18 protein-coding genes are annotated in these 21,128 nt (G+C 64.2%); 12 read left to right on the top strand and 6 right to left on the bottom strand.

The features are described from left to right. Positions 1-186 precede the first annotated feature (186 nt). Positions 187-1,047 (top strand): CAP domain-containing protein, encoded by an 861-nt coding sequence (locus tag ACQKPS_RS20125; RefSeq protein WP_254480288.1) that lies wholly within the window; start codon positions 187-189, stop codon positions 1,045-1,047. Between the two features lie 24 nt (positions 1,048-1,071). Here the strand turns inward: ACQKPS_RS20125 and ACQKPS_RS20130 are convergent, their stop codons facing one another. The 4 genes from ACQKPS_RS20130 to ACQKPS_RS20145 form a co-directional block, all read right to left on the bottom strand. After that, on the bottom strand, positions 1,072-1,575 hold the full coding sequence (locus tag ACQKPS_RS20130; protein ID WP_283722981.1) for a glycine zipper domain-containing protein: 504 nt from the start codon (positions 1,573-1,575) through the stop codon (positions 1,072-1,074). A 132-nt stretch (positions 1,576-1,707) separates the two neighbouring features. Next, the gene (locus ACQKPS_RS20135; RefSeq protein ID WP_427605450.1) at positions 1,708-3,120 is read right to left on the bottom strand and encodes an efflux transporter outer membrane subunit; all 1,413 of its coding nucleotides are present in this window, start codon (positions 3,118-3,120) and stop codon (positions 1,708-1,710) included. Next, entirely contained in the window at positions 3,104-4,270 is a 1,167-nt protein-coding gene (locus ACQKPS_RS20140) for an efflux RND transporter periplasmic adaptor subunit (protein ID WP_427605451.1), read from the bottom strand. Before ACQKPS_RS20140 ends, ACQKPS_RS20135 begins: the two co-directional genes overlap by 17 nt. After that, a complete protein-coding gene (locus ACQKPS_RS20145) occupies positions 4,263-7,460 on the bottom strand; it encodes an efflux RND transporter permease subunit (protein WP_427605452.1) in 3,198 nt (1,065 codons plus the stop codon). The genes ACQKPS_RS20140 and ACQKPS_RS20145 overlap by 8 nt, the downstream gene beginning before the upstream one ends. Before the next feature lie 273 nt (positions 7,461-7,733). Between ACQKPS_RS20145 and ACQKPS_RS20150 the strand changes: the two genes are divergently transcribed. Next, positions 7,734-8,042 carry a hypothetical protein gene (locus tag ACQKPS_RS20150; protein WP_254480293.1) on the top strand — a complete coding sequence of 103 codons (309 nt, stop codon included), beginning with the start codon at positions 7,734-7,736 and terminating at the stop codon, positions 8,040-8,042. Between the two features lie 35 nt (positions 8,043-8,077). On the opposite strand, the gene ACQKPS_RS20155 is transcribed toward ACQKPS_RS20150, so the two are convergent. Then, positions 8,078-8,848 (bottom strand): IclR family transcriptional regulator domain-containing protein, encoded by a 771-nt coding sequence (locus ACQKPS_RS20155; RefSeq protein ID WP_427605453.1) that lies wholly within the window; start codon positions 8,846-8,848, stop codon positions 8,078-8,080. 146 nt (positions 8,849-8,994) lie between these two features. On the opposite strand from ACQKPS_RS20155, the gene ACQKPS_RS20160 reads away from it, so the two are divergent. From ACQKPS_RS20160 to ACQKPS_RS20205, 10 genes are all read left to right on the top strand, one after another. Next, positions 8,995-9,804 (top strand): shikimate dehydrogenase family protein, encoded by an 810-nt coding sequence (locus tag ACQKPS_RS20160; RefSeq protein ID WP_427605454.1) that lies wholly within the window; start codon positions 8,995-8,997, stop codon positions 9,802-9,804. 4 nt (positions 9,805-9,808) lie between these two features. Beyond that, complete coding sequence (locus ACQKPS_RS20165) at positions 9,809-11,536, top strand: FAD-dependent oxidoreductase (RefSeq protein ID WP_427605455.1); 1,728 nt, start codon at positions 9,809-9,811, stop codon at positions 11,534-11,536. Beyond that, positions 11,521-11,841 carry an NIPSNAP family protein gene (locus ACQKPS_RS20170; protein WP_283722989.1) on the top strand — a complete coding sequence of 107 codons (321 nt, stop codon included), beginning with the start codon at positions 11,521-11,523 and terminating at the stop codon, positions 11,839-11,841. Before ACQKPS_RS20165 ends, ACQKPS_RS20170 begins: the two co-directional genes overlap by 16 nt. A 34-nt stretch (positions 11,842-11,875) precedes the next feature. Then, positions 11,876-13,546 carry an FAD-dependent oxidoreductase gene (locus ACQKPS_RS20175; protein ID WP_427605456.1) on the top strand — a complete coding sequence of 557 codons (1,671 nt, stop codon included), beginning with the start codon at positions 11,876-11,878 and terminating at the stop codon, positions 13,544-13,546. Positions 13,547-13,710: 164 nt separating this feature from the next. Continuing rightward, entirely contained in the window at positions 13,711-15,036 is a 1,326-nt protein-coding gene (locus tag ACQKPS_RS20180; RefSeq protein WP_427605457.1) for an MFS transporter, read from the top strand. 228 nt (positions 15,037-15,264) lie between these two features. Then, the gene (gene cyoA / locus ACQKPS_RS20185) at positions 15,265-16,188 is read left to right on the top strand and encodes a ubiquinol oxidase subunit II (protein WP_427605458.1); all 924 of its coding nucleotides are present in this window, start codon (positions 15,265-15,267) and stop codon (positions 16,186-16,188) included. A 5-nt stretch (positions 16,189-16,193) separates the two neighbouring features. Further along, positions 16,194-18,167, top strand: a complete 1,974-nt coding sequence (gene cyoB, locus ACQKPS_RS20190) for a cytochrome o ubiquinol oxidase subunit I (protein ID WP_427605459.1) — start codon at positions 16,194-16,196, stop codon at positions 18,165-18,167. Between the two features lie 3 nt (positions 18,168-18,170). Continuing rightward, the gene (cyoC, locus tag ACQKPS_RS20195; protein WP_283722993.1) at positions 18,171-18,785 is read left to right on the top strand and encodes a cytochrome o ubiquinol oxidase subunit III; all 615 of its coding nucleotides are present in this window, start codon (positions 18,171-18,173) and stop codon (positions 18,783-18,785) included. Further along, complete coding sequence (gene cyoD / locus ACQKPS_RS20200; RefSeq protein WP_283722994.1) at positions 18,782-19,120, top strand: cytochrome o ubiquinol oxidase subunit IV; 339 nt, start codon at positions 18,782-18,784, stop codon at positions 19,118-19,120. Before cyoC ends, cyoD begins: the two co-directional genes overlap by 4 nt. Before the next feature lie 208 nt (positions 19,121-19,328). Then, positions 19,329-20,153 carry an MBL fold metallo-hydrolase gene (locus tag ACQKPS_RS20205; protein WP_427605460.1) on the top strand — a complete coding sequence of 275 codons (825 nt, stop codon included), beginning with the start codon at positions 19,329-19,331 and terminating at the stop codon, positions 20,151-20,153. A gap of 194 nt (positions 20,154-20,347) precedes the next feature. On the opposite strand, the gene ACQKPS_RS20210 is transcribed toward ACQKPS_RS20205, so the two are convergent. Continuing rightward, the gene (locus ACQKPS_RS20210; protein WP_313202265.1) at positions 20,348-21,097 is read right to left on the bottom strand and encodes a gamma-glutamyl-gamma-aminobutyrate hydrolase family protein; all 750 of its coding nucleotides are present in this window, start codon (positions 21,095-21,097) and stop codon (positions 20,348-20,350) included. Positions 21,098-21,128: the final 31 nt, after the last annotated feature.

A 21,128-nucleotide genomic window follows, 5' to 3' on the forward strand; every position in this document is an offset into this window, starting at 1 on the left:
TTACCTCTACAATAATACAGGCTTATCCAAAAGCAACGTTTATTCATGGAGCGTGCTGACCACAGGGACGCTGCTCCTGCCGCCAGATTTGACTCCAGTGTTCGTGAACCAGTATCCAGGCGCGCAGTCATACTCGGGCCCTTTGATCGGCACTCCCGCCATCATCCCTCAAGAGCTGTTTCGCCCATGCGCCAAGCTGCCCGCTGCTCGTCGTTTGTCTCGGTATGCCTCGTTCATTTCTTCCCCCTGTTCATCAGCCCCGCCCTGGCCAGCGGGGAACGCCAGCTGGTGGCGGCCATCAACGATTACCGCGCCCAGCCGCAGCGCTGCGAAGGGCGCAGAGTGCTGGTCTCGACACCGCTGGCGTTGAAGTCGAGCTTGGCATTACCGGTTGGCTACGGCGGCGCTTTGCGAGAAGGCTTGAAGGACGCTGGCTATCAGGCAGTAAAGGTGCGCAGCATCCGTGTAGTCGGCGCAACAGATGCCGAGGAGGCTTTCGACAGGCTGCGCAGCCACTTCTGCGCGGCCTTGCTCGACAACCAGTTTGCCGATATCGGCGTGAGCCGCAGCCGTAGCGAGTGGCAGGTGGTGTTGGCGCGTCCCGTGCTCGACGCACAGCTCGGCGATCAGCGCTCCGCGAGCAACGCGTTACTGGCGCAGGTCAACGCCGCCCGGGCCAAGCCGCGGCTGTGTGGTCGCCAGCGCTTCGCCGCTGCGCGCCCGCTCACTTGGAACACCGCCCTGGGCACGGCAGCGCAGCGCCACAGCCGGGCGATGGCCAACGGCAACTATTTCGCGCACCGCGACCCCAACGGTGATTTGCCCGCAGACCGGGCGTGGGATGCCGGCTACCGGGGGCGTCAGATCGGTGAGAATATTGCCGCCGGCCAAGGGTCCCCGAGCAAGGCCATGGCCGGCTGGCTGGCCAGCCCCGGGCATTGTGCCAACCTGATGAACCCGATGTTCACCCAGGTTGGCGCGGCCTATGTCGCGAATGCGCGCAGCGATGAGGGGGTATATTGGACGATGTTGTTCGGCGCACCTTGAACGGGGCGCCAGCATCGGCGCCGATCAGTCGTCGTCGCGCCAGTCGCGGTGATGCTTGCGCCAGCCGTAGTGATGACCACGGTCGTGGCGATGACGGCGCCAGCCCTGATCGTCGTCGTCATCATCGTCATAGTCACGACCCCCCCCTCGATGACCGCTTTCGTCGTCATATTCGCGGCCCATGTGGTTACCCAGGGCACCGCCCAAGCCGCCTCCTGCTGCCGCACCGATCATGCTGCCCGTAGTGCCGCCCATCTGCCGACCAACCACGTTGCCGCCGGCAGCGCCCAGTGCGCCGCCAATGGCCGCTTCGCCACGGCTGTGCTTGTTGGCCCCCACCGCACCGCCGGCTGCGCCACCCAAGCCTGCGCCGATTGCCGAGCCGGTGCTGCCGCCTATCGACTGACCGACCACCGAGCCCAGTACCCCGCCCAGCGCGCCGCCTATGCCTGCTTCGGTATTGCCGCCTGCCGAAGCGACGCCGCTCAACAGGCCAAGTGACAACAAGAGAATCGAGGAGTACTTCATGGATGAGAGCCTCAAGGGAATGCCGAGGCGATCCTGAGGCTCTGCACGGAGGCTTTCAACGGAAATCCGACCAGTACACGGGTTGAAAAAATTCCCTAAGTTACTGTTTTTCCGGTGAAACTTTGCGCGTTTTTAAGAGTCTTGGGCCCAACCACCCCCCAATGCTGCCATCAACCCTATCCGCGCCTCCAGCTGGCGGGTCTGCAGATCCTGAAGCTTCTGCTTCTCCTGCAACGCATCGAGCTGAGCGGTCAGCACATCCAGCAGGCTGACAGCGCCCTGCCGATAACTGTCCATGGCAATCTGTTCGGCGCTGCCTGCCGCCTGCGCCGCTTGCTGCACATCCTCCGCTTCCCGGGCAAGGTCGTGCACCTGGGCCAGGTTGTCTTCGACCTCGCGCACGGCCAGCAGCACCTTGCCTTGATAAGCCGCTGCCGCCGCCTCGAACTCGGCCTGGGCCCGGCGCTCTTCGGCCGAACGACGGCCGCCGTCGAACAGCGGCAGCTGCAGCACCGGGCCGATGGCCCAGTAGCGATTGGCTGCCGCCAGCAGGTTGCCGCTACCCTGCGTCTGCCCACCCACCAGCCCCACCAGGCTGAAGTCCGGGTACCAGGCGGCACGGGCCACGCCGATCGTGGCGTTGGCGGCAAATACGCGACGCTCGGCGGCGGCCACATCCGGCCTGCGCAATAGCAACGTGCCGGGCAACTGCGCGGGTACTGGCGGTACGTTGAGCGGTGCAGCGTCCGCTGCCAGCGCGAACTCGCCCGGCAAGGCGCCGACCAATTCGGCAATGGCATGTTGCGCCAGGGTGCGCTGGGCGATCACGTCATCCACCGCAGCCTTGGCCTCGGACAGCCTGGCTGCGGCCCGGTCGAGGTCCAGTTGCGAGGCGATATTGCCGTCGTAACGGTGCTGAATCAGCGCCTGCAGCCGGGCGCGGTCGGCCACGGCGCTGTCGAGCAACTGGCGCTGGGCGTCGAGGCCTCGTGCCCGGACGTACAGCACCGCCAGTTGCCGCTGCAGGCTCAGGCGCGCATCGGCCAGGTCGTCGGCCGAAGCCTGCGCCGAGGCGTCCCCCGCAGCCACCTGGTTACGCAGCCGGCCCCACAGGTCAAAATCAAGATTCAGGCTCAGGCCGGCGCTGTCGCTGTCGTAAATCGAGGGCTGGGTAGCACCGCGCAGCGGCCGGCTGTCCGACTGGCGCTGGCGAACCGGTGTGGCACTGGCGCTGACCTGGGGCCACAGCCCGCCATGCAAACCTTGGGCGTAAGCGGCGGCGGCATCGTAATGCGCCACCGCAGCGGCCAGGTTCGGGTTGGATGCCTCAAGCCGTGCCTGCAGCTCGTCGAGACGTTGGTCATCGAACAGCTTCCACCATTGCTCGGGCAACTGCCCTTGCTCACCCACCCTCTGCCAGGCACCTGAGCGCTCGCCGTAATGCGCCGGTAATTGCACCACAGGCGCCTGGTAATGCGGTGCCAGCGAACAGCCTTGCAAGGCCAGGCACAGCAACAACCCGCCACGCTCAAACCGAAGGCGCATGCCCACCTCCCGGCGTTACGCTGCGCACCGCATCATTGTCACGCAGGGCATCGGGCGGGTTGTCCACCACCCTGTCCTTCAGGCTCAGGCCGCCATCGACGACCAGCGTGCTGCCCAGGTCCTGGGCAATATGGATGCTGCGCAGGTGCGCGCGGCTTTGCCCATCGAGTACCGCCACCTGCGGCCCCTGGGCCCTGAAGATCAGCGCACTGGCAGGAATGCTCACGGCCTGGGCATCGCTGCGCAGGGTGATGCGGGCGCTGGCGTAGTCGCCCGGCAGCAACGCCGCGCTGCTGTTATCCACTGCGTACTGCGCAAGCAGCGTGCCCGAACCCTGGTCGACAGCGGTCGAGGTGCCCAGCAACGCGGCCATGAAGTGCTGGCCGGGCCGCTCGGGCACCGACAACTGCACCTGCATGCCGGGCAGAATCTGGCTGGCGTAGTTCTGCGGCACCGGCACGTACAGGCGCAGGCGGCGCGTGTCGGCGATGTCGAACAGCGAGGTGGCACTCTCGCTGTCGGCCTTGATCAACTGGCCGACCTGCGCGTGGCGGGCGGTAATGGTGCCCGTGAACGGTGCCCGGATGACCTTGTAAGCCGCCAGGTCCTTCAGCCGCGCATAATCCGCTTCGGCAGCCTGCGCATCGGCGCTGGCGACCGCAGCAGCAGCCACCTTCTCATCGACTTCCTGGCGCGATACCGAATGGCTGGCCAGCAGGTGCTGCCAACGCACGGCAGTGCTCTGCGCCAGCGCCGCACTGGCCTGGTGCTGCGCCAGCCTGGCCTTGGCCTGGGCCAGTTGCTGGTCGAGTTCGGGACTGTCGATTTCCGCGAGCGGCTGGCCGGCCTTGACTGCCGTGCCGATATCCACCTGCCAGTTCTTCAGGTAGCCGCTGACCCGGGCGTTGACCCGCGCCATGTTCCAGGCCTGCAGGTGGGCCGGCAGGCTCAGTACCTGGCTGGCGGCATTCATCGAAGGGGTACAGGTGACCACCGCGGGCGTTGCCCGGCTCTCGGTCCACGCCTGCACCGCAGCAGCCTGGTGCTGCCGGGCATACACCCCCAGTGCAACCACCAGGGCAGCGAGGCCGAGGCCGGCGCCCCCCAGGCGTTTCAAGCGCCGGCGATCAGTGATGGAACGGCTAGGCATGCAGGTTTTCTCCAACGACAGCGTGAGGGGTTGAGCGGCGGTGGGCCAGGCTGAACACGACAGGGACGAACAACAGAGTCGCGCACGTGGCGACCACCAGGCCGCCAATCACCGCCCGGCCCAGTGGTGCGTTCTGCTCTTGGGACAAGGCCAGTGGCAGCATGCCGATGATCATCGCCAAGGCGGTCATCAGCACTGGCCGGAAGCGGGTGAAACCGGCTTCCATGGCAGCCTTCACGGCATCGCCGTGCACCGCCAGGCGCTCGCGGCAGAAGCTCACCACCAGCACCGAGTTGGCCGTGGCGACGCCCATGCACAGGATCGCTCCGGTGAGCGCCGGTACCGACAGCGTGGTGCCGGTGACGAACAGCATCCAGACGATCCCGGCCAGCGCGGCGGGCAAGGCGGTAATGATCACCAACGGGTCGATCCAGGACTGGAAGTTGACCACGATCAGCAGGTAGATCAGCACTATGGCCCCCAGCAGGCCCAGGCTCAGGCCGTGGAAGGCCTCATGCAACGCGGTGACCTGGCCGTGCAGGCTCACGGTCGCGCCCTTGGGGCGCAACGGGGCGGTGTCGTCGATGACGTGCTGGATGTCTGCGGCGATGCCGCCCAGGTCACGGCCCTGGACGTTGGCATACAGGTCCAGGGTCGGGGTGATGTTGTAGTGGCTGACCACGTCGGCGGTGTTGCTCCGCGCCAGGCTGGCGATGCCGCCGAGCACGGCGGTATGCCCATTGCTGCCGGTGATTGGCAGAGCCTCCAGTTGGGCGATGCTGCTCATCTTGTACTGCGGGGTGGCGCCAACCACGGAATAGGACACACCGTTGGCCGGGTTGAGCCAGTAGGTCGGCGCCGTCTGCGAGGTGCCGGCCAGCGAAGCGCCCAGGCTGGCAGTGACATCACGCTCGGTGATGCCCAGCTCGGCGGCGCGCTCGCGGTCGACGTTGACCTGCAGCGACGGGTAGCTTTCCGACTGTTGCAGACGCAGGTCGGCGATGCCCGCAATGTGCTGCAGGCGGCGCATCACTTCGGCGGCGTAGGCGCGGTTGGCAGCGTCGTCGGGGCCTGAAATCTTCACGTCGAGCGGTGCTGGCGAACCGAAGTTGAGGATCTGGCTGCTGATGTCAGCCGGCAGGAAGGCAAAGGTGGTGCCGGGGAAGCTGTCTGGCAGTACCTCGCGCAGGCGCTTCACGTACTCGGCGGTCGGGCCATGGCCGGCCTTGAGCGCAATCTGGATGTCACCGTCCTGCGGCCCGACCGTGCCGCTGGTGTTGTAGGCCATGTCGATGCCGCTGATGGGCAGGCCGATGTTGTCGATGATCGACGCCACCGCCTCTGCCGGCAGCACTTCGCGGATGCGGCTTTCGATGCGGTCGAAGGCCGCCGCGCTTTCTTCGATGCGCGTACCCAGCGGCAGGCGCACATGCAGTGCCATCGCCCCGGCATCGGTCTCGGGGAAGAAGTCTTCACCTAACGTCGGCAGCAGGGCAAAGCTGGCCAGCACGCAGCCGAGGAAGCCGAGCAGGAAGCGCTTGCGGTTGGCGAGTGCCAGTTCGAGCCACCCTTGATAGCCGTCGCGCAGTCGCGAAAAGCCCACTTCGAAACCGGCCTGCAGGCGCACCAGCGGGTTGGCCGCCTGGTCGCCTTCGTGGTGATTGAGATACGCGTCCTCGGGGTGCCGCCCTTCGCCCTGCTCCACCCGGTGCGGTTTCAGCAGGAACATGGCCAGGGTCGGCACCAAGGTGCGCGACAGAATAAAAGAGCTCCCCATGGCGAACATCACTGCCAATGCCATGGGCCGGAACAGGTATCCGGCGATGCCCTGGAGCATGAACATCGGAACAAATACAACGCAGATGCACAACAAGGCCACGAAGGCAGGGCCGACGATCTGCCTGGCGCCATCGAGAATGGCCTGGCGGACCGACTTGCCCTGCTCCAGGTGCCAGTTGATGTTTTCGATGGTCACCGTCGCGTCGTCGACCAGAATGCCCACGGCCAGCGCCAGGCCGCCGAGGGTCATCACGTTGAGGGTCTGCCCGCTGACCGCCAGCAAGGCGATGGCCGACAGCACCGCCAACGGGATCGACGCGGCGATGATCAGGGTCGAGCGCCAGCTGCCGAGAAACAGCAGGATCATCGCGCTGGTCAGCAAGGCGGCGATGAGGCCTTCACGGGCGACGCTGCCGACCGCTTGCTTGACCACCGTGGAGGCATCGCCGAGCAGCGAGGTCTTGAGCTCCGGCGGCAGGGTTTCATCGATGCGCGGCAGCATGCTGCGGATGCCGTCGACGATCGACAGAGTCGAGTTGTTGCCGTTCTTCAATGCCGGCATCAACACCGCGCGACGGCCATCGACGCGCACGATGTTGGTCTGCGGCGGCGCCCCGTCACGCACGTGGGCCACCTGGCCGATGGTGATCTGCGCGCCGTCGACGACCTTGACCGGCAACGCGTTGAGCTGGTCGATGGCCGTCGGGCTGTTGTTCAGCAGCACGGTGAATTCGTTGCGGCCGATCTTCGCCGTGCCCACCGGGATGATCTGGTTCTGCGCGGCCAGCGCATTGGCCACGTCCTCGGCGGACAAGCCCTTGGCTGCCAGGGCCTGAGGGTCGAGGTCAAGGGTGATCTGGCGCTGCTTGCCTCCCATCGGGGTCGGCATCGACAGGCCGGGTACCGAAGTCAACGGCAGGCGGATGCTGTTCTGCACCAGGTCGCGAATGCGCGCTTCGGACAGTGTCGGGCTGGAGAATGCCATCTGCAGGATCGGCACGGTCGAGGCGCTGTAGTTGAGGATCAGCGGCGGCGTGATGCCCGCCGGCATCTGCTTGAGCACGGTCTGCGAAACCGCGGTGACCTGCGCATTGGCAGTACGGATGTCGACGCTGGGCTGGAAGAAGATCTTGACGATACCCATGCCCGGCAATGACTGCGACTCGATGTGTTCGATGTCGTTGACCGTGGTGCTCAGTGCCCGCTCGTAGGTGTAGACGACCCGCCCCGACATGGCGTCCGGGGCCAGCCCAGCGTATTGCCACACCACGGCAATTACGGGTATGCCGATATCAGGGAAAACATCACTTGGCGTGCGCACTGCCGCCAACGGACCGACGATGCAGATCACAATTGCCAACACCAGAAACGTGTAGGGTTTGTGAAGTGCCGTTTTGACCAGACCGAGCATACCCTGCCCCCGAAAGTTGAACGGGGCGCAGTCTTCCACGGACTTTCCGGCGCGTCGGTTAAACCTGCATTAACGTTTTTTAAGCAAAATCCAAGGGCATATTCATTTGCAGCGAAGCGGCTTGGCGACCATCCTGTGCGAATCATTCGCAGCTGCAATCAGAGGTCGTAGATGGGTACAAGATGGCGGGTAGTGATACCTCTACTGGGAGCTCTCGGGGTGCTGGGTGGCTGTGCCGGGCCGATGCCCAAGGCCGCCCCGGACGAGGCATGGGTGAGCCTGCGCGAAGAGCCGACGACCACCCTCATGGCCGAGACACTGGATGGCAAACGGCTCTCTGACGGGCGCTTTTTCGAGGTCCCCAAGGGCCAGCATACGCTAGGCAGCACTCTGTATGTCGAGGGTGACGGGGACAGTAACGGTAGTGCCTGCAATGCAAACATTACCTATAAGGACTTTAAAGCCGGCAAGCACTACACCTTGGTGGAAAGTAGCCTTGGGCAACAATACATGCTGACACTTTACAGCAGCACCCATCGTCCATTGGCCCAAACTTCGGATATAGAATGCATGGCCGGATAGTTGATCGGTCTCAAACTTTCAGCGCCCGTGAATGTTCAATCCAGCACTGGTTTGAGCAATCCCTGCGCCTCATACAACGTTGCCAGGTAGCGCAGGCGCATCTCGTCAATGCTCAACCGCGACGCATGGGTGGTGATCGTCAAGGTCGCCTTCAATTGGCCGCTGCGGTCGAGCAGCGGCACGCCCAGCACACGCATGCCGATTTCATATTCCTGATCGACGATGCTGTGGCCCTGCGCCCTCACCCGCTGCAACTCCGCCTCCAGCAACGCCCTGTCGGTCTGGGTGTAAGGCGTCAGCGCCTGCAGCGGGTTGCGCGCGAAGTATTCCTCGCGTTGCTGCTCCTCCAGCCACGCCAGCCAGACCCTGCCACTTGCCGTGCAATACATCGGCACCCGCGACCCGGGGCGGATCGACAACGAAGCGATGTGGCTGTAGCGGCTGCGCACCAGGTGAATGATCTCGTCGCCATCACGGCTACCCACCGACACATGTTCCTGGGTCTGCCGCGCCACCTGCTCGACGATCGGCCGCAGCATGCGCGGCAACTGCGCCGAGTCGACATAGGCCTGGCCTATGCGCAGGGCCTTGGGTGTCAGCCAGTAATGGCGGTTGTCGGTCTCGGCAAAGCCTTCGTGCACCAAGGTCAGCAGAAAGCGCCGGGCGGCACTGGGGGTCAAGCCGGACAGCCTGGCCGCCTGGGGCACGCTCAGGCGTGGTTGTTCGGCGCTGAACAGCTGCATCAGCGCCAGGCCTTTCTGCAGGCCGGCGATCAGGTCGCGGGGGTGGATCACGGTCTGGGACATTGAGTTAGGCTCGTGGAAAGTCGCTGTTAATGCGATTACCGATAGATGGCTGCGATTATCGCATCAGATGCCCGATAAGCGCATTGTCGATGAAATCGCCTCGCTACAAGCTTGCCTCCACAACAACAGTCATGACGGAGGTCAGCATGATCCGAGGTTCAACCGAACTGGTCGCCATCGTCGGTTCGCCTGTCGCTCAGGTGAAGTCGCCGGAAAATTTCAATACCTGGTTCGCCAACAACGCCCGCGACCTGGCGATGCTGCCCATCGACCTGCAGGAAACCGCGCTGGACGCCTTTGTCGACACCCTGCGCGGTTGGCGCAACATGCGCGGCTGCGTGGTCACCGTGCCGTACAAGCAAGCCCTGGCCACGCTACTGGACAGGCTCAGCGCACGTGCACAGGCACTGGGTTCGGTCAACGTGATCCGCCGCGAAGGTGACGGGCGCCTGGTTGGCGACAACGTCGATGGCGCGGGTTTCCTTGGCGCCGCCCGCCTGCAAGGCTTCGTGGCCAGCGGCAAGCATGCGCTGGTGGTGGGCTGTGGCGGGGTTGGCAGTGCGATCGCCTATGCGCTGGGTGAAGCGGGCCTTGGCCGGATCACCCTCAGCGACCCCAGCGCCGAACGCGTCGGGGCGCTGGGCGAAGTGCTCGGCAGGGCCTTCCCGCATCTGCAAATCGCCACGCTTTACCCCTCGTTGGAGGACTTTGACCTGGTCGTCAATGCCTCCCCCGTCGGCATGGGCAACAGCGGCGAACTGCCGTTGCCGCTGGCACTGCTGGAGACCCTTAAAGCCAGCACGCTGGTGGCCGACGTGGTCACTTCGCCAGAGATTACCCCGCTGCTGCACAAGGCGCGTGAACGCGGCTGCCCGATCCAGACCGGCGCCCAGATGGCCTTCGCCCAACTGGGCCACCTCGGCGCCTTCATGGGCGTCACCCCGCTGGAGATCTGAAACCATGAACGCTAGCGAACAAGCTGTGTTCGACCTGGTGGTGCTCGGCAGCGGTGCCGGAGGGTTCGCCACGGCCGCCACGGCTGCCCGCCACGGGCTCAAGGTACTGGTGGTGGAAAAGGCCGAGCACTTCGGCGGCACCTCGGCAATCTCCGGCGGTGCGGTGTGGATCTACGGCAGCGATCAGGCACAGGCCGCCGGGGCCGAGGACTCCCCCGAGGCAGTGCGCACCTACCTGAAGGCCATCATCGGCGCAGGTTACAACCCGGCGTTGGTGGAAGCCTTCATCGACCGAGGTCACCAGGCCCTGCGCTGGCTGGAGCAGCACACCGAACTGCGTTACAGCCTGCGCCCGCACTCGCCCGACTACTACCCGGCCGAGCCCGGCGCCACCGAGTTCGGCCGCGCCCTGGAAATGGTCGAGTACGACGGGCGCCATCTCGGTCCGCGCTTCAAGGACCTGAAAATGCCGCCGCCGGGCATGCTGTTGTTCGGTGGCATGATGGTCAACCGCGTCGACATCCAGCACTTCCTCAACCTGCGCCGCTCGCCCGCCTCGCTGTGGCACTGCCTGAAACTGATGGCGCGTTATGCGCGGGATCGCCTGAAGCACCCGCGGGGGACCCGCCTGACCACCGGCAACGCCCTGATCGCCCGCCTGGCCAGCAGTGCCTTCGCCGACGGCACGACACTCTGGTTGCGCAGCGAAGCACAAGCGCTGATCGTCGAACGCGGCGCGGTAACCGGCGTCATCGTACAGCGCGAGGGCCGACGCATACGGGTGCAGGCTCGCGGTGGCGTGGTCTGTGCCATGGGTGGTTTTGCTGCCGGGCAGCTGGCGGCAAGTTATCGTCCGCCTACCTCAGCGCCACACCTGAGCATGTCGCCACCCACCAACGACGGCGCCGCACTGCGCCTTGGCGAAGCGGTGGCGGCAGCCCAGGGCGAAGGCCTGGCGGCCAATTTCTTCTGGGCGCCGGTGTCCGAGCTGCAGCATGCCAATGGCCACCGCGAGCGCTTTCCGCACTTGGTCACCGACCGTGCCAAGCCTGGGGTGATCGCGGTCGACCCGGCCGGGCGGCGCTTCGTCAACGAAGCCAATTCCTACCACCACTTCGTGCAGACCATGTTCGCCAACGGCATCGGCCATTGCTGGCTGCTCTGCGACGCCGAGGCAATGAACCGTTACGGCCTGGGCCTGGCGCGGCCCAAGCCGGTGGACAATTCGCCACTGATCGCCGCCGGCTACCTGCTGCGCGCCGACAGCGTGCGCGACCTGGCTGCGGCCATCAGCGTCGATGCGCAAGCGTTGCAGCAGACGCTCGAGCACTTCAATGCCGACGCCCGCAACGGCATCGACCGTGCATTCGGCAAGGGCGGCAACAGCTACAACCGCTACATGGGCGACCCTCAGCACCAGCCCAACCCGTGCCTGGCTCCGCTGACCAAGGCGCCGTACTACGCCATCCGCCTCCATACCGGCGACCTCGGCTCGGCGCGCGGCCTGGTGACCGACGCCAATGCCAACGTGCTGAATCGCAGCGGCGCACCGATTGCCGGGCTGTATGCAGTGGGCAACGACATGAATTCAATGATGAACGGCACCTACCCCGGCCCCGGAATCACCCTGGGCCCCGCCCTGACCTTTGGCTGGATCGCGGCCAGCCATATCGCCGAGCGCCTGCAGGCGCCAGCCAGCCACCAGGAGAAACCCGCATGTACTACGAACTGAGAACCTACACCCTCGACCCACTGAAGATGGCTGACTGGCTGGCCTTGTACCAAAGCCATGCGCTGGCGGTGCAGCGCGAGCACCTCGGCAACCTGGTGGGCTTCTTCACCAGCGAATTCGGCGAGGTCAACCAGGTGGTGCATATGTGGGCCTACGCCAGCCTCGACGAGCGCATGGCGCGCCGTGCCGCAATGGCCGCCGACCCGCGCTGGGCGGAGTTCTCGCGGCGCAATCGGGAGCTGGGCGCGGTGCTGCAACTGCACTCGCGGCTGCTGCGGCCCACGGGCTTTTCGCCGCTGCAATGACTGACCATTTCATTAACCTGAGCGGGACCCCGGCATGCAACCCCTCGAATGTGACGTACTTGTCATCGGCTCCGGTGCCTCTGGCCTGGCGGCCGCCGTTACCGCCGCGCATCACGGCCTGCAGGTGATCGTCGCGGAAAAGGCCAGCCAGCTTGGCGGCACCAGCGCCTGGTCGGGGGGCTGGCTGTGGATTCCACGCAACCCGCTGGCGGTTGCCGAAGGCATCGTCGAAGGCGACGACGCCCCGGAACGCTACCTGCGTGCCCAGACCCACGTCACCGAACTGGACCCACGCCAGCAAGCCTTCCTGCGCCATGGCCCGGAAATGGTGGCGTTCTTCCAGCAGCACACTGCCGTGCAGTTCCAGTCCGGCAGCAGGATGCCCGACATGCATGACGGCGATGGCAGCGCACACGGCGGGCGCTCGCTGTGTGCGCTGCCGTTCGACGGTCGGTTGCTCGGCCCATGGCTGCACACGCTGCGCCCGCCGCTGGACATCGTCAGCCTGGCGGGCATGGGCATCGCCGGGGGGGCCGACATGGCAGCCTTCTTCAATGCCCGCCGCTCGCCGCAAGCGGCCTTGCACGTTGCCAAGCGCCTGCTGCGCCATGGCCGCGACCTGCTGCTGCATCGGCGCGGCCTGCAACTGGTCAACGGCAACGCCCTGGTTGCCCGCCTGTTGCGCAGCGCTCTGGACCTTGGCGTGATCCTGCTCACCGACAAAGCAGCTGTGCGCTTGCTCGGCGATGGGCGCATCGACGGCGCGCAGTTCGCCGATGGCCAGGTGGTCCGGGCACGCCGTGGCGTGGTCCTGGCCTGTGGCGGATTTGCCCATGATCGCCAACGCATCGCCCGGCTGATGCCCCACGCGCCCGATGGCACCCAGCATCACTCGGCGGCGCCGCCAGAGAACAGCGGTGATGGCCTGAACCTCGGCGAACAGGCCGGTGCCCAGCTCGGCACACTGGTGCAGGCAGGCGCCTGGGCACCGGTTTCCCGAGTGCCGCGCCGTGACGGCAGCGTTGGCCACTTTCCGCACCTGATCGACCGCGCCAAGCCTGGCTTCATCGCCGTGCGCCGCGATGGCCGACGCTTCACCAATGAAGCGGACTGCTATCACGATTTCATGAATGCACTATTCGCCGCCACGCCACCGGGCGAAGCCCACGAAGCCTGGCTGATCTGCGACCATGCCGCACAGCGACGCTACGGTATCGGCTGGGCCAAGCCGTGGCCTTTTTCGACCGGCTTCTATCGGCGCCGCGGCTACCTGTTCAGTGGCCAGTCCCTGGCAGAACTGGCGCAGCGCTGCGGCATCGATGCCGCACAGCTGCAGCGCACCGTGGCCGACTTCAATCGGCATGCCGCGCTCGGCGAAGACCCGGCCTTCCAGCGCGGCGCCTCGGCCTACAACAAAGCCCAGGGCGAACCGCTGCATGGGCCAAACCCTTCGCTGCGCCCCTTGCTGAACGGCCCTTTTCATGCAGTGAAACTGCTGCCTGGCAGCCTCGGCACCTTTGTCGGCCTGTGCACCGATGCCTCGGCACGGGTGCTCGATCATACGCAACAGCCGATACCCGGCCTGTTCGCGGTCGGCAACGACATGCACAGCGTGATGGCCGGGCATTATCCTAGTGGCGGTATCACCTTGGGGCCGGGCATGACCTTCGGCTACCTGGCCGGCAAGGCGCTGAGCTGCCCGTGAGCACGCGCGCTATTGTTCGGTTATCGAACAATAGCCCCCTCCCCCGAATTGACGCTCGCCGATTCACTGCTCACCATGCACCGGCCTTGCGTGTACCCCCTGCCTGGGGCCAGGTCACGTTCGAGAAAAAGCCGTCCATTACAATTTCAAGAAACGACCCGGATATGAATCACTCCAAGCTCACAACCGCCAGCCCACGGCTGCCCTGCGCCGGCATCGGCGACAAGATCCGTGGCGCCTTCGCCGTCGGCAAGACCCGTTGGGGCATGCTCGCCCTGGTGTTCTTCGCTACCACCCTGAACTACATCGACCGCGCCGCGCTCGGCATCATGCAGCCGGAACTGGCCAAGGCCATGAACTGGACGGCGATGGACTATGCCAACATCAATTTCTGGTTCCAGGTCGGCTATGCCGTCGGCTTCGTGCTGCAGGGCCGGCTGATCGACAAGGTCGGCGTCAAGCGTGCCTTCTTCGCCGCCGTGCTGCTGTGGAGCCTGGCCACCGGTGCCCACGGCCTGGCCACCTCGGCGGCCGGTTTCATGGTCTGCCGCTTCATCCTCGGCCTGACCGAGGCGGCCAACTACCCGGCCTGCGTGAAGACCGTGCGCCTGTGGTTCCCTGCCGGCGAACGCGCCATCGCCACCGGCCTGTTCAACGCCGGCACCAACGTCGGCGCCATGGTCACCCCGGCCCTGCTGCCACTGATCCTCACCGTGTGGGGCTGGCAGGCCGCGTTCATCGCCATGGGCTGCCTGGGCCTGGTCTGGCTGGTGTTCTGGGGCCTGAAGTACTTCAACCCGGAAGAGCACCCGCATGTGCGCCAGAGCGAACTCGACTACATCCTGCAAGACGTCGAGCCGCCAGTAGCGCGCCTGCCCTTCAGCCGTATCCTCGGTATGCGTGGCACCTGGGCCTTCGCCGTGGCTTATGCGATCACCGCGCCGGTGTTCTGGTTCTACCTGTACTGGCTGCCACCGTTTCTCAACCAGCAGTACAGCCTGGGCATCAGCGTCACCCAGATGGGCATCCCGCTGATGCTGATCTGGCTGACTGCGGACTTCGGCAGCATCGGCGGTGGCATCCTTTCCTCGTGGCTGATCGGCCGCGGCGTGCGCGCGACCACCGCACGCCTGGTGTCGATGCTGATCTTTGCCTGCACCATGGTCAGCGTGACCTTTGCCGCCCATGCCAGCGGCCTGTGGATCGCGGTGCTGGCCATCGCCCTGGCAGTCGGCGCGCACCAGGCCTGGACCGCCAACATCTGGAGCCTGGTGATGGACTACACACCCAAGCACCTGATCAGCACGGTGTTCGGCTTCGCCAGCATGTGCGCAGCGATTGGCGGGATGTTCATGACGCAGATCGTCGGCAGCGTGCTGATGGCGACGAACAATAACTATGCCGTGCTGTTCACCATGATCCCGGCCATGTACTTCCTGGCGCTGATCTGGATGTACTTCATGGCACCGCGCAAGATCGAAGCCCGGTAAGCGCGGGTTGCAGTGACCTCGAAGGGGCCTTGGCAGGCCCCTTTTTCATGCCTGCCCGGTTTGCGCAGGTATCGAGCCCGGGCGAACCGGTACCCGGCCCTGAACCGGGCAAGCGGCGTGAGGCCGCCGTTCGTCGTGATTACGTGAATTACATACAACCTTCATGCGCGGGTTCTCCTTCTAAACCAGCACAACAACATATTCAGCAACAATTACAGGACCGGGCGCATGGTAAAGGGAACTTCCAAAGCCGCACGACTATTCGGGCTGTTGATGCTGGGCATCATCGCGCTGCAGCTTTCGGGCTGCGACATGGTGTTGTTCAACCCAAAGGGCCAGGTCGGGCTGGAACAACGCAACCTGATCATCCTGGCCACGCTGTTGATGCTGGTGGTGGTCGTCCCGGTCATGATCATGGCGTTGGTGTTTTCGGTGCATTACCGCGCCTCCAACGAAAAGGCCCGCTATACGCCCGAGTGGAGCCACTCGCGCGCAATCGAGGCCGTGGTCTGGGGCGTGCCGCTGATCATTATCATCGTGCTCGGGGTGGTGACCTGGCGCTCGACCCATGCGCTCGACCCCTACCGCCCACTCGATGCCGCCAAGGCGCCGGTCAAGGTGCAGGTCATCGCCACGGACTGGAAGTGGCTGTTCGTCTACCCCGAACTAGGTATCGCCACGGTCAACGAGCTGGCCATGCCGGTGGACACGCCCGTGGATTTCCGGGTGACCTCCGATGGCGCCATCACCTCGTTCTTCATCCCGGCACTGGGTGGGCAGATCTACGCGATGGCCGGCATGCAGACCCAGCTGCACCTGATCGCCAACGCGCCGGGTCGCTACACCGGTATCGCCGCCAACTACAACGGCCCCGGCTTCTCCGACATGCACTTCAACGCCCTGGCACTGGACCAGGCCGGTTTCGATGCCTGGGTGGCCAAGGTGCGCAGCTCGCAACGCCAGCTCGATCAGAGCCGCTATGCGCAGCTGGCCAAACCCAGCGTCGCTCACCCGGTAGAGCATTACGCAGCGGTCGACGCCGGCCTGTTCCAGTCGTTGATCGACAAGTACCAGGGCGTCAACCGGTCCCGCGAGGTCGAGGAGCGCCTGGGCGCTCCTGAGGGTCAATCGCCGCAAGGCAGCAAGGAGTGAGGCACATGTTCGGAAAACTGACCTGGGATGCCATCCCCCTCGGCGAGCCCATCATCATGTATACCCTTGCAGTGGTCGGGCTGATCGGCTTCGGCGGGGTCGCAGCCATCACCTACAAACGCAAATGGACCTACCTGTGGAAGGAGTGGTTTACCTCGGTCGACCACAAGCGCATCGGCGTGATGTACATCGTCGTCGCCCTGGTGATGCTGCTGCGCGGTTTCGCCGACGCGTTGATGATGCGTACCCAGCAGGCCATGGCCTCGGACGGTTCGCCTGGTTATCTGCCGCCAGAGCACTATGACCAGATCTTCACCGCCCACGGCGTGATCATGATCTTCTTCATGGCCATGCCGTTCGTGGTCGGCCTGATGAACATCGTGGTGCCGTTGCAGATCGGCGCCCGCGACGTGGCCTACCCGTTCCTCAACGCGGTGAGTTTCTGGCTGTTCGTTTCCGGCGCGGTGCTGGTCAACCTGTCACTGGGCATTGGTGAGTTCGCCCGCACCGGCTGGGTCGCCTATCCGCCCTTGTCCGGCATCGCCTACAGCCCCGGAGTGGGTGTGGACTACTACATCTGGTCACTGCAGATATCGGGGATAGGCACCTTGCTGACGGGGCTCAACTTCCTGGTCACCATCCTCAAGATGCGTACCACGGGCATGACGCTGTTCCGCATGCCGGTGTTCACCTGGACGGTACTGTGCACCTCGATCCTGATCCTGGCGGCATTCCCCATCCTGACCGCCACCTTGTTCATGCTCAGCCTCGACCGCTACCTGGGGATGCATTTTTTCACCAACGAGCTGGGTGGCAACCCGATGATGTACATCAACCTCATCTGGGCCTGGGGCCACCCGGAGGTGTACATCCTGATTCTGCCGGCGTTTGGCATCTTCTCGGAAGTTGCCTCGACCTTCTCGCGCAAGCGGCTGTTCGGCTATTACTCGCTGGTGTGGGCGACCATCGTCATCACCGTGCTGTCGTTCATCGTCTGGGTCCACCACTTCTTCACCATGGGTGCCGGGCCGAACGTCAACGCATTCTTCGGCATCATGACCATGATCATCGCCGTGCCCACGGGGGTGAAGATCTTCACCTGGCTGTTCACCATGTACCGCGGGCGGGTGCGTTTCGAGACACCGATGCTGTGGACCGTCGGCTTCATCGTCACCTTCAGCATCGGCGGCATGACCGGCGTGCTGCTGGCCGTGCCAGGCGCCGACTTCCTGCTACACAACAGCCTGTTCCTGATCGCGCACTTTCATAACGTGATCATCGGCGGCGCAGTATTCGGCTACATGTGCGGGCTGACCTACTGGTTCCCCAAGGCGTTCGGCTTCAAGCTCTACGACCCGTTGGGGCGCGCTGCGTTCTGGTGCTGGCTGGTGGGGTTCTATTTCGCTTTCATGCCGTCGTACTTCCTCGGCTTCATGGGCATGACCCGGCGCCTCAACCATTTCAACGTGCCCGAGTGGCGCCCGTTCCTGCTGCTGGAGATGGTCGGCGTGCTGATCATCCTCTGCGGCGTGGCCTGCCAGCTGACGCAACTGGTTGTGAGCATCCGCAAGCGCCACGAAAACCGCGACCACACCGGCGACCCTTGGGACGGCCGCACGCTGGAATGGGCCACTGCATCTCCGCCGCCGTTCTACAACTTCGCCGAGCAACCGGTAGTACACGGCATCGACGCCTATTGGGGCATGAAGGAACGCGGGGTCAAGACGCTGATCGAGGCGGATTTCCGCAAGATTCACATGCCCTGCAACACCAGCCTGGGCGTGGTGATCGGCGCGTTGAGCACGGTGCTGGGCTTCGCCTTGGTCTGGCATATCTGGTGGCTGGCGATCGCCGGCCTGCTGGCCACGGTGGCGGCATTGATCGTGCGCAGCTACGACCAGCATACCGAGTACTACGTGACTGCCGAGGAAGTCGAACGCGTGGAAACCGAACGGCGCCAACTGATGGCGGAGGCCTGATCCATGTCGCATATCGTCCTGAACGAAACCGCCCATCAGCAAGAGCAAGGTTACGAGGATGCCGGCTCCCTGAGCCTGTTTGGCTTCTGGATCTACCTGCTGACCGACTGCATCCTGTTTGCCACGCTGTTCGCCACCTACGCCGTGCTGGGCCAGTCTGTGGCAGGTGGCCCGGGCGCGGCAGACATCTTCGAACTGCCCTACGTGCTCGCTGAAACCGGCCTGCTGCTGTTCAGCAGCGTCACCTACGGCTATGCCATGCTCGCCAATCACCGCAAGGACAAACGCCGCGTGTTGCAGTGGCTGGGTGTCACCTTCGCGCTGGGCCTGGGCTTCATCGCCATGGAGGTGAACGAGTTCCACCACCTGATCGCCGAGGGCTACGGGCCGCAGCGCAGCGCGTTCCTCACCGGCTTCTTCACCCTGGTCGGCACCCACGGCCTGCACGTGCTGACAGGCCTGGTGTGGATGGCCCTGCTGATGATTCAGGTGCAGCAGCGCGGCCTGTGCTGCGTCATGTCCACACGGCTGAGCTGCCTGAGCCTGTTCTGGCATTTCCTCGACATTGTGTGGGTGTGCGTGTTTACCGTCGTTTACTTGTTCGGGGTGATCCGATGAGCAGCGAAAGCCAGGTTCATAGCAGCGCAGGGGCCAGCCAGTCCAGCCACAAGTCCTACAACATCGGCTTTGTGCTGGCCGCTCTGCTGACGCTCGTTCCCTTCGGGCTGGCCATGTATCCCAGTTTGTCGCGCAGCGCCACGTTCCTGCTGGTGCTGGCCTGTGCGGTGATGCAGATTCTGGTGCACATGGTGTTCTTTCTCCACCTGACCACCGCGCGCGAGCAGCGCTGGAGCCTGGTGGCGCTCATTTTCACCGTGGTGATCATCGTGCTGTTGGTGGGGTTGTCGCTGTGGATCATGTACTACGTGCACTACAACATGCTCGGTTTGTGACAGCTGACCGCCCTGTGGCGAGGCCGCCGGTGCGGTAGTGGTTGACCCGGCACCAGGCGTTGAACCCGTTAGCTGGCTGGCTGCAAAAGCAGCGACACAGAGGCTTTGGCAAGCGTAGCGAGGCGGCCGTTGATCGCGCCAGGGGAGCATTGCCCTGCACCCCGCCGTCGACGGACAACAGGCTTGCCTATGCCATAGGAGTGTCGCGATGAACATCCATCATTTGAACTGCGGGTGCATGTCCCCGCTTGGCGGTGCGCTGTTTGACGGCTACAGCAAGGGGCTTACAGCCAAGGTGCCTTGCCACTGCCTGCTGATTGAAACGGAGCATGACGGCCTGGTGCTGGTCGACACTGGTTTCGGCCACAACGATATCCAGCACCCCGAGCGCCTGAGCCGGTTCTTTCGTGTGTTCAACAACATTCAGTTCGATCAACGCCTCACTGCGCTGGATCAGATACGGCGGCTGGGGTTTGAACCGGCTGATGTCCGCCACATTGTCCTGACACACCTCGACTTTGACCATGCTGGCGGGCTGGATGACTTCCCCCAGGCGCGAGTGCATCTGCTCGGCGATGAAATGCGACAGGCCAGCCAGGTCCGCAGCTGGGTCGAACCCCGGCGCTTTCGCGCCAGCCAGTGGCAAAGCCGGCTCAACTGGGAGTTCTACCCGGGCCAGGGTGAGCACTGGTTCGGCTTCGATTCCGTGCGCCCGCTGATTGATGTGCGCGAAGACATTCTGCTGGTGCCACTGGCTGGGCATACCAGCGGCCATGCGGGCGTTGCCCTGGGCACTGAAAAGGGTTGGCTGCTGCATGCAGGCGATGCGTATTTCCACCATGGGGAAGTCCATGGCACGCAGCGCCGCTGCCCCCTTGGCATGCGCCTCTACCAGCGGATGATGGACAGCGACCACCGATTGCGCATGACCAACCAGCGCCGTTTGCGCGAGCTGATCCTTGCGCATGGCAGAGACCTGGAGGTGTTCTGCAGCCATGATCCATGGGAACTGGCGCAAGCCGCATCGCGCTGAGCCCCCCGCCAGGCTGTGGCCTCGTGAAGTCATAAAAAAAGGCCCGCACTGGGCGGGCCGAAGACCTGACGTGGAGAGTCGAACGAACTCTACAACTGTTTTGATGGACGCCTTCGTCGAGGGTTTTTTCCTATTTGCAGAGCCCCGACAGACGGATGATTGTGATTGCAACCTGACAGCCGATCATGGGTGAACTACCTTGGCCGCTGTGCCGCTCGCATTCTGCAAGCAAGTCCGAACGCCTCGAAAATAGCGCGATATTGTGGATGGAACATCACCTGCCACTCAGGATGCCACTGCACGCCGAGGGCAAAGGAGCGGCTACCTTCCACCGACAATGCTTCAACCAGGCCATCCATGGCCACAGCCTCGATGCGTAAGCCTTCCCCGACCCGTTCTATCCCTTGCCCATGTACCGAGTTGACTTCGATCACTTCGGGAAACCCCAGCCCATGCAACACGCCACCTGGTCGCACCGTAAGCCTGTGGGCGGGTGCGTACTGGTCTTCAAGCGGTTCGTTGCTTGGCGGCTCATGCTCTATGCCAGGTTGATGGAGTTGCTGCACGAGCGTGCCGCCAAAGGCCACATTCATTTCCTGGAAACCCCGGCACACGCCCAGCACCGGCAGCCCTGCTTCTACGGCCGCTCGCCACAGCGGTAGCGTGAGGTGATCACGAGCGGCATCTTTTTGTGTCCCGGGTGGACTCGGCGGCCCCTCGTAGTGGTGAGGCTCGATATTGGAAGGTGAACCGGTGAAAAGCAGACCATCCAGTCCATCGATTATGTCTGCTATGTTCAGCAACTCTGGAAACATCGGTAAGATCAACGGCAATCCATGGGCAGCAGTGGCTACTGCGCGGGCATTTTTGTCGTCATTCAATTGAACTGCATGCGGGCCGACCTTATAGCTACAGGCCGTCACCCCGATAATTGGCAGCCGCAATGTCTTCTCCCCCTCGCCAAGCCGCTTGTCG

This window comes from Pseudomonas sp. NPDC086566 (assembly GCF_050280885.1).
GTDB lineage: Bacteria > Pseudomonadota > Gammaproteobacteria > Pseudomonadales > Pseudomonadaceae > Aquipseudomonas > Aquipseudomonas vlassakiae.

Excerpts from the sequence above, each read along its gene's own strand:
- cyoC (WP_283722993.1), top strand. The coding sequence starts at position 18,171 with ATGTCGCATATCGTCCTGAACGAAACCGCCCATCAGCAAGAGCAAGGT.
- ACQKPS_RS20175 (WP_427605456.1), top strand. The coding sequence starts at position 11,876 with ATGCAACCCCTCGAATGTGACGTACTTGTCATCGGCTCCGGTGCCTCT.
- ACQKPS_RS20205 (WP_427605460.1), top strand. The coding sequence starts at position 19,329 with ATGAACATCCATCATTTGAACTGCGGGTGCATGTCCCCGCTTGGCGGT.
- cyoA (WP_427605458.1), top strand. The coding sequence starts at position 15,265 with ATGGTAAAGGGAACTTCCAAAGCCGCACGACTATTCGGGCTGTTGATG.
- cyoB (WP_427605459.1), top strand. The coding sequence starts at position 16,194 with ATGTTCGGAAAACTGACCTGGGATGCCATCCCCCTCGGCGAGCCCATC.
- ACQKPS_RS20140 (WP_427605451.1), bottom strand. The coding sequence starts at position 4,270 with ATGCCTAGCCGTTCCATCACTGATCGCCGGCGCTTGAAACGCCTGGGG.
- cyoD (WP_283722994.1), top strand. The coding sequence starts at position 18,782 with ATGAGCAGCGAAAGCCAGGTTCATAGCAGCGCAGGGGCCAGCCAGTCC.
- ACQKPS_RS20155 (WP_427605453.1), bottom strand. The coding sequence starts at position 8,848 with ATGTCCCAGACCGTGATCCACCCCCGCGACCTGATCGCCGGCCTGCAG.
- ACQKPS_RS20165 (WP_427605455.1), top strand. The coding sequence starts at position 9,809 with ATGAACGCTAGCGAACAAGCTGTGTTCGACCTGGTGGTGCTCGGCAGC.
- ACQKPS_RS20170 (WP_283722989.1), top strand. The coding sequence starts at position 11,521 with ATGTACTACGAACTGAGAACCTACACCCTCGACCCACTGAAGATGGCT.
- ACQKPS_RS20130 (WP_283722981.1), bottom strand. The coding sequence starts at position 1,575 with ATGAAGTACTCCTCGATTCTCTTGTTGTCACTTGGCCTGTTGAGCGGC.
- ACQKPS_RS20180 (WP_427605457.1), top strand. The coding sequence starts at position 13,711 with ATGAATCACTCCAAGCTCACAACCGCCAGCCCACGGCTGCCCTGCGCC.
- ACQKPS_RS20125 (WP_254480288.1), top strand. The coding sequence starts at position 187 with ATGCGCCAAGCTGCCCGCTGCTCGTCGTTTGTCTCGGTATGCCTCGTT.
- ACQKPS_RS20145 (WP_427605452.1), bottom strand. The coding sequence starts at position 7,460 with ATGCTCGGTCTGGTCAAAACGGCACTTCACAAACCCTACACGTTTCTG.
- ACQKPS_RS20160 (WP_427605454.1), top strand. The coding sequence starts at position 8,995 with ATGATCCGAGGTTCAACCGAACTGGTCGCCATCGTCGGTTCGCCTGTC.
- ACQKPS_RS20135 (WP_427605450.1), bottom strand. The coding sequence starts at position 3,120 with ATGCGCCTTCGGTTTGAGCGTGGCGGGTTGTTGCTGTGCCTGGCCTTG.